General features: G+C 66.2%; 6 protein-coding genes. All 6 read left to right on the forward strand.

What is annotated here, in order from left to right:
- Window positions 1–220: 220 nt before the first annotated feature.
- Window positions 221–982 (forward strand): DeoR/GlpR family DNA-binding transcription regulator, encoded by a 762-nt coding sequence (locus V8683_RS24955; RefSeq protein WP_411192352.1) that lies wholly within the window; start codon window positions 221–223, stop codon window positions 980–982.
- Window positions 983–1,403: 421 nt separating this feature from the next.
- A complete protein-coding gene (phnS, locus tag V8683_RS24960) occupies window positions 1,404–2,489 on the forward strand; it encodes a 2-aminoethylphosphonate ABC transporter substrate-binding protein (protein ID WP_411192353.1) in 1,086 nt (361 codons plus the stop codon).
- 41 nt (window positions 2,490–2,530) lie between these two features.
- Window positions 2,531–3,649 (forward strand): 2-aminoethylphosphonate ABC transport system ATP-binding subunit PhnT, encoded by a 1,119-nt coding sequence (gene phnT / locus V8683_RS24965; RefSeq protein ID WP_411192354.1) that lies wholly within the window; start codon window positions 2,531–2,533, stop codon window positions 3,647–3,649.
- Window positions 3,627–4,541, forward strand: coding sequence for a 2-aminoethylphosphonate ABC transporter permease subunit (locus tag V8683_RS24970; RefSeq protein ID WP_411192355.1), 915 nt, complete (start codon window positions 3,627–3,629; stop codon window positions 4,539–4,541). The genes phnT and V8683_RS24970 overlap by 23 nt, the downstream gene beginning before the upstream one ends.
- A 70-nt stretch (window positions 4,542–4,611) precedes the next feature.
- Window positions 4,612–5,394: a 2-aminoethylphosphonate ABC transport system, membrane component PhnV gene (phnV, locus tag V8683_RS24975; RefSeq protein WP_411192547.1), complete on the forward strand. Its 783-nt coding sequence runs from the start codon at window positions 4,612–4,614 to the stop codon at window positions 5,392–5,394.
- Between the two features lie 84 nt (window positions 5,395–5,478).
- Complete coding sequence (locus tag V8683_RS24980; protein ID WP_411192356.1) at window positions 5,479–6,033, forward strand: phosphonate degradation HD-domain oxygenase; 555 nt, start codon at window positions 5,479–5,481, stop codon at window positions 6,031–6,033.
- Window positions 6,034–6,154 lie beyond the last annotated feature (121 nt).

The following is a 6,154-nucleotide window of genomic DNA, read 5'->3' on the forward strand; positions in this document are numbered from 1 at the left end:
GTCGATGAAAGCCGTGCCGCCCGCGGGGCAGGACATGGGGCACAGGGCGAGAGTAGCAGGGTTGCGTGTCGGGCGGCAGTGCGATTTCGCCGGGGGCGGATTGCTGCTGCTTCGCGTCTCGCCAGGCGTGGGCTGCAGGCAAGGGCATGCCGTGCGCCCCCTACGTAATACAATACAGCGGCCTTTCCGAATCCACGCGCGCCATGCGCCGCACATCGAGATGCTTGCAGAACAACGTCACCAATACATCCTTTCGCAAGTCAACAGGAATGGCGCGCTTTCGGTGTCCGAGCTCGTGCGCGAGCTGCGTGTCTCGCGCGAGACCATCCGGCGCGATCTGAATACGCTCGCTGAGCGCGGGCTGCTCGTCACGACCCACGGCGGTGCGCTTTCGAGCGGCCGGCGCGAGCCCGATATCGACGTGCGCGAGGCGGCCAACGCCAACGCGAAGCGCATGATCGGCGAGCGTGCGGCCGCGTTCGTGCCCGACGGCGCCTCGGTCATCATCGACTCGGGCAGCACGACGCACGCCGTGGCGCGCGCGCTCACCGACCGCCATCGGCTGACCGTCTACACCAATGACTGGCGCATTGCGCTGCTGCTCGGCCGCCGCAACGAAAACCGCGTGACCTTGCTGGGCGGCGAGCTGTCCGATCACGAAGAGGCCACATTCGGCCTCGACACCGTGCAGCAGCTCGACCAGTATCACGCCGACTATGCGTTCGTCGGCGCGGGCGGCATCACCGTCGACGGCTGGCTGACCGATTACTCGCGCATGGTCGCCGAGGTGCGCAGCCGCATGCTCATGGCCACGGGCTGCGCGATCGTCGTGGCCGACCAGTCGAAGTTCGGGCGCGTGACGCCGGTGCGGATCAACGGCTTCGAACGGGTGCGCTACGTCATTACCGAGGGCGCGCCGGAGAAGTCGGTCGTGCTCGCGATCGCGGCGCGCGGGCCCGAACTGATCGTCGCCTCAGTCTGAGGCGAAAGCCGGCCGGCGCGACGATTTGCGCCGGGTTCCCTAGGCGGCTTTTCTCCGCCATTCCGATCTGCCGATTGCACCGCGAAGACGCCACCAAGGTGCCGCGCCACGCTGCAATTTCGCTCAAATCGAAAATTGGCAATTTGTGGAATTTTTTGTCGATTGCCACATTCGTCACGGCAGTGTCACGGAAATTTGAGATTCTCTCGATGCCCATTCAGATGGGCTTGCACGTCAGGCGGGCCACAGCCGGCGCCGTGTGCAGGCCGCGGTTTTCGGGCCGGGCCGGGCGGATTGCAAACAAGTGGCAATTCGTGGCGGCGCCGGCCGGGGCAAGGCAGGCGGCAGAGTCCGCCGACGTTCGATCACACACGCATCGGGTATCCCCGAGCAACCCCGGTTTTTGCCTTCGGAGAGCGACATGAACCACAGGAATTCCCATCGCGCGGGTTTCGCACGCAAACTGCTGCCGACGCTGGCTGCCGCGCTGATGCTGGAAGGCTTCGCGCTGAGCGCGCACGCGGCCAACGCAGTCGTGCTCTACACGGCCGACGGTCTCGAAAATCTCTATCGTGATGTGCTGCCGGCTTTCGAGAAGCAGGAAGGCGTCAAGGTCAACATCGTGACGGCGGGCAGCGGCGAAGTCGTGAACCGCGCCACCGTCGAGAAGGATTCGCCGAAGGCCGACGTTCTCGTCACGCTGCCGCCGTTCATCCAGCAGGCGCAGCAAAACGGTCTGCTGCAGCCGTACCAGAGCGTGAACTACAAGAACGTGCCGGCGATGGCGAAGTCGGCGGACGGTTCGTGGGCCACGTTCGTGAACAACTACTTCTCGTTCGCGATCAACCCGGACGTCGTGAAGAACCAGCCGAAGACCTTTGCCGACCTCCTGCAACCGGACTACTCGGGCAAGGTCGCGTACTCGAACCCGGCGACGGCGGGCGACGGCATGGCCGTCATCATCCTGACGACTTCGCTGATGGGCGAAGACAAGGCGTTCGACTATCTGAAGAAGCTCGAGCAGAGCGCGAAATTCCACACGAAGGGCACGGGCTACCTCGACGTGCTGCTCTCGCGCAACGAAATCGCGGTGGCCAACGGCGACCTGCAGATGGATCTCGACGACGCGGCCAACGGCGGTCTTTCGCTCAAGCCGATCTTCCTCGCGGCCGACGCCGGCGGTCATCCCACGACGTTCCAGCTCCCGTACGCGATCGGCCTGATCAAGAACGGCCCGAACCAGGCCGAAGGCAAGAAGCTGATCGACTACCTGATGTCGACGCAGGTGCAGTCGAAGGTGCCGGACATCTTCGGCATCCCCGGCCGCACGGACGTTGCGCTCACGGGCAAGAACGGCGAGGCGGTCAAGCAGGCGATTGCGGGCGTCAAGCTGATTCCGGTGGACTGGAATCAGGTGATGGCGAAGAAGGGCGACTGGGCCACGCGCTGGAAGAACGAAGTGATCGGCTCGTCGGGCAAGCAGCTCGAAGTCGTCAAGCCGCAGTAAGCGTGGTTGGTAGTCGGTAATAAGCGAAGGAGATGAACCCGGTGAATACTGCAAGCCTCTCGCCGGCCGGCATGGCCCGCGCCCTGCCGGACCAGTCCGGCATCACGGGCGCAACGGAAACCGCAGGCGCAACGGAAACCGCGGGCGTCCAGATCGACCGTCTGAGCGTCCGTTTCGGCACCCGCACTGTCCTCGACGATCTGTCGCTCACGATCCGGCGCGGCGAGCTGTTGACCGTGCTCGGCCGCAGCGGTTGTGGCAAGACCACGCTGCTGCGTTTCATCGCCGGGTTCATCGAGGCCGATGAACTCGCCGGCTCGCTCCACGTAGCGGGCCGCGACCTGACCCATGTGCCGCCGCATCGGCGCAATCTGGGTCTCCTCTTTCAGAGCTACGCGCTGTTCCCGCACCTTTCGGTGTTCGAGAACGTCGCGTTCGGGCTCAAGGCACGCGGCGTGCCGTCGCGCGATATCGCGCGGCGCGTGGCCGACGCGCTCAAACTCGTGCAGCTCGGCGACGCGGGCCACATCATGCCCGCGCAGCTTTCCGGGGGCATGCAGCAGCGCGTGGCGCTCGCGCGCGCGCTCGTGATCGAGCCGGACGTGCTGCTGCTCGACGAGCCGCTCTCCGCGCTCGACGCCAATCTGCGCCATTCGGTGCGCTCCGAGCTCAAGGCGCTGCACGAGCGCCTGCCCGATCTCACGATTGTCTGCGTGACGCACGATCAGGACGATGCGCTCGTGCTCTCCGATCGCACCTTGCTCATGCGCGACGGTCGTATCGCGCAGCTCGGCACGCCGCAGGAACTCTACGACACGCCGAACGACGCCTATGTGGCGCGCTATCTTGGCGCGGCGAACCTGTTGCCGCCGAACGTCGTGTTCCCGGTGGGCGACGCGCGCCACGACGTGCGCGACAGGCTCGCTTGCCTGCGGCCGGAGAGCCTGCGCATCGTGCCGCTCGGCGAGGGCTCGCTGCACGGCACGGTCGAATCGGTCGAATGGTACGGCTCGGTGCTCTCGGTGCCGGTGCTGCTCGACGCCATGCCGAACGAGCCGGTGTTCGTCACCCTGCAGCGCGGCCACGGCATGACGCCGGAGAAAGGCATGCGCGTATCCCTGCGTTACGAGGCGGAAGATGTCGTCCTTATCAACCCCTGATTCCGCGCTCCCGCTGGCGGGCGCCGACGCGCACGCGGCCGCCGTGCGCCGCCGCGAGCGCCGCGCGCAGTGGCACATCGCGTTTTTGCTCGTGTTCGTGCTCGGGCCGATCGTCGTCTATCCGCTCGTGCGTCTCGTGCTGCTGAGCCTCACCGGTGCGCACGGCTTGAGCTTCGGCGCCTACGCGACGTTCTTCGGCAATCCCGATTCGCGCGGCGTGATCGGCACGACGCTCTGGATCCTCTGCGTGAGCGCGGGCCTCGCCTCGGTGCTCGGCGTCGCGCTTGCCGCGATGCTGTTCTTCAAGCCGTTTCCGGGGGCGCGCCTCGTGACGCGCTTCCTCGAACTGTTCGTGGCGTTTCCCTCGTTTCTCGTCGCCTTTACGCTGATCTTTCTCTACGGCTCGCAGGGTTCGGTGAGCATCGGGCTGCAGCGCCTCTTCCATCTGCAGGCGCCGCCGCTCGACTTCCTGTTCGGCATGGGCGGCGTGATCCTCGCGGAAGTCGTGTTCTACGCGCCATTCGTGGTGCGTCCCACGCTCGCCGCGTTCGCGCTGCTCGACATGCGGCTGATCGAAGCCGCGCGCAGTCTCGGCGCGAACACGTGGATGGTCGCCGCGCGCGTGATCCTGCCGCTTGCGTGGCCGGGCATCGCGGCGGGCACGATCCTGTGCTTCCTGCTGACGTTCAACGAGTTCGGCATTTTGCTCGTGCTCGGCAGCGCGCACCTCGTCACGCTGCCGGTGGCGATTTACAGCTCGGCGACGGTCGACCTCGATCTGCCGACTGCCGCCGCCGGCGCGGTCGTGATGCTCGCCATGTCGCTTTCGCTCTATACGTTGTACCGGCGCGTGAACCGCCGTTCCCAAGGAGGCGCGCGTCATGGCCGCTAATCCCGATCGCATGGCGCTGCCGCCGCTGCATCCCCGCGCGAAGGCGGCCGAGCGCAATCTCGCTGCGCGCATGGCGGGCGTCGCGCTGGCGGGCTTCGCCGCGCTGCTGTGTTTCTGGCTGTTCGTGCTGCCGGTGATTGTCGTGGCGCTGTCGAGCGTCGCATCGCACTGGTCCGGCACGATCCTTCCCGATGGCTTCAGCATGCGCTGGTTCGAGCGTCTCGGTTCGGATGACTTTGACGCACTCCTCACGAGTTTCGAGGTGGGTTTCGGCGTGGCGGTGCTCGGCACCGTACTGGGACTGTGGCTCGCGCTGGTGCTCGAGGGGCGCGACCGGCGCGGCCTTGGCGTGGTGGTCGATACGCTGGCGATGGTGCCTAACGGCATACCGAGCGTCGTGCTCGGCCTCGCGGTGCTGATTGCCTACCATAAGGCGCCGCTCGATCTCTCGGGGTCTGCCGCGATCGTCGTGCTGGTGCAGCTCGCGCTCGTGCTGCCGTTCTGTTATCGCTGTGCGTCGGCCGCGTTGCGGCCCGAACTGACCATTCTGCGCGAGGCTGCGGCCAGCCTCGGTGCGCCGCCGTCGATGGTGCTGCGCCGTGTCGTGCTGCCTCAACTCGTGCCGGCGATCCGCGCGAGTCTCGCGCTTGGCTTTGCGCTGTCGCTGGGCGAGCTGGGCGCGACGCTCACGGTGTATCCGCCGGGCTTTGCCACGGTGCCGATCGTCGTGGTGGGCGCGGTGGAGCGTGGCTATTACCTGCCGGCGTCGGCGCTATCGCTGATCCTCCTGATCGTGTCGCTGGCGGCGTTGCTGGTGATCGCGGCGCGGGTGCCGCGACGCCGGGCGGACTGAGGATTCGAGGCGGCGCGAGCTGCAATGGTAGAGGCGGAAAGCGGGAGCGTGTGGGCTGCCGCTATGGAACTGGGAGCAAGTGGGATGGCATTGAGTCTGGCGGATATCAAGGGATTGTTCGACGGCTACGGCGCGCTCGCGTACAGCGGGGAGCCGGTCACGCAACTGGAGCACGCGCTGCAAAGTGGCGCGCTGGCCGAGGAGGAGGGCGCGAGCGAGGAACTGGTGGCGGCGGCGTTCCTCCACGACCTCGGTCACCTTCTCAATCGCCAGGGCGAGACGCCGACCGAGCGCGGTATCGACGACCTCCACCAGTACTACGCACTGCCGTTTCTGCGCGCGGTGCTGCCGGATAGCGTGCTCGAGCCAATCAAGCTGCACGTGGATGCGAAGCGTTATCTCTGTGCGACCGACGAGGGCTATTTCGGCTGCCTGTCGGCAGATTCGGTTCGTAGCCTGGAACTGCAGGGCGGCATTTACAGCGAAGAACAGGCGCGCGAGTTTGCGAAGCGCCCGTTCGCGGAGGACGCGGTGCGTCTGCGCCGCTGGGACGACCTCGCGAAGGCGGCTGGCAAACCGACGCCGGATCTGAATCATTATTTGCGGATCGTCGAACGCGTGATGTCGCGTCACGTGTGATCAGGGTCGATCTGGCGCTGCCGGATCAGTGCTTCTCGGGGCTCCGCCCGGGGCCTCGAAAAAACTGCTTGCAAGAAGGGGACCGGGTCACTAGAATCTCGGTCTTTCGCGCTTTCGACGA

The organism is Paraburkholderia sp. AV2, assembly GCF_054968425.1.

What these genes read in the sequence shown, in the direction of transcription:
- V8683_RS24955 (WP_411192352.1), top strand. Translation starts at nt 221, where the DNA reads ATGCTTGCAGAACAACGTCACCAATACATCCTTTCGCAAGTCAACAGG.
- phnS (WP_411192353.1), top strand. Translation starts at nt 1,404, where the DNA reads ATGAACCACAGGAATTCCCATCGCGCGGGTTTCGCACGCAAACTGCTG.
- V8683_RS24970 (WP_411192355.1), top strand. Translation starts at nt 3,627, where the DNA reads ATGTCGTCCTTATCAACCCCTGATTCCGCGCTCCCGCTGGCGGGCGCC.
- phnV (WP_411192547.1), top strand. Translation starts at nt 4,612, where the DNA reads ATGGCGGGCGTCGCGCTGGCGGGCTTCGCCGCGCTGCTGTGTTTCTGG.
- V8683_RS24980 (WP_411192356.1), top strand. Translation starts at nt 5,479, where the DNA reads ATGGCATTGAGTCTGGCGGATATCAAGGGATTGTTCGACGGCTACGGC.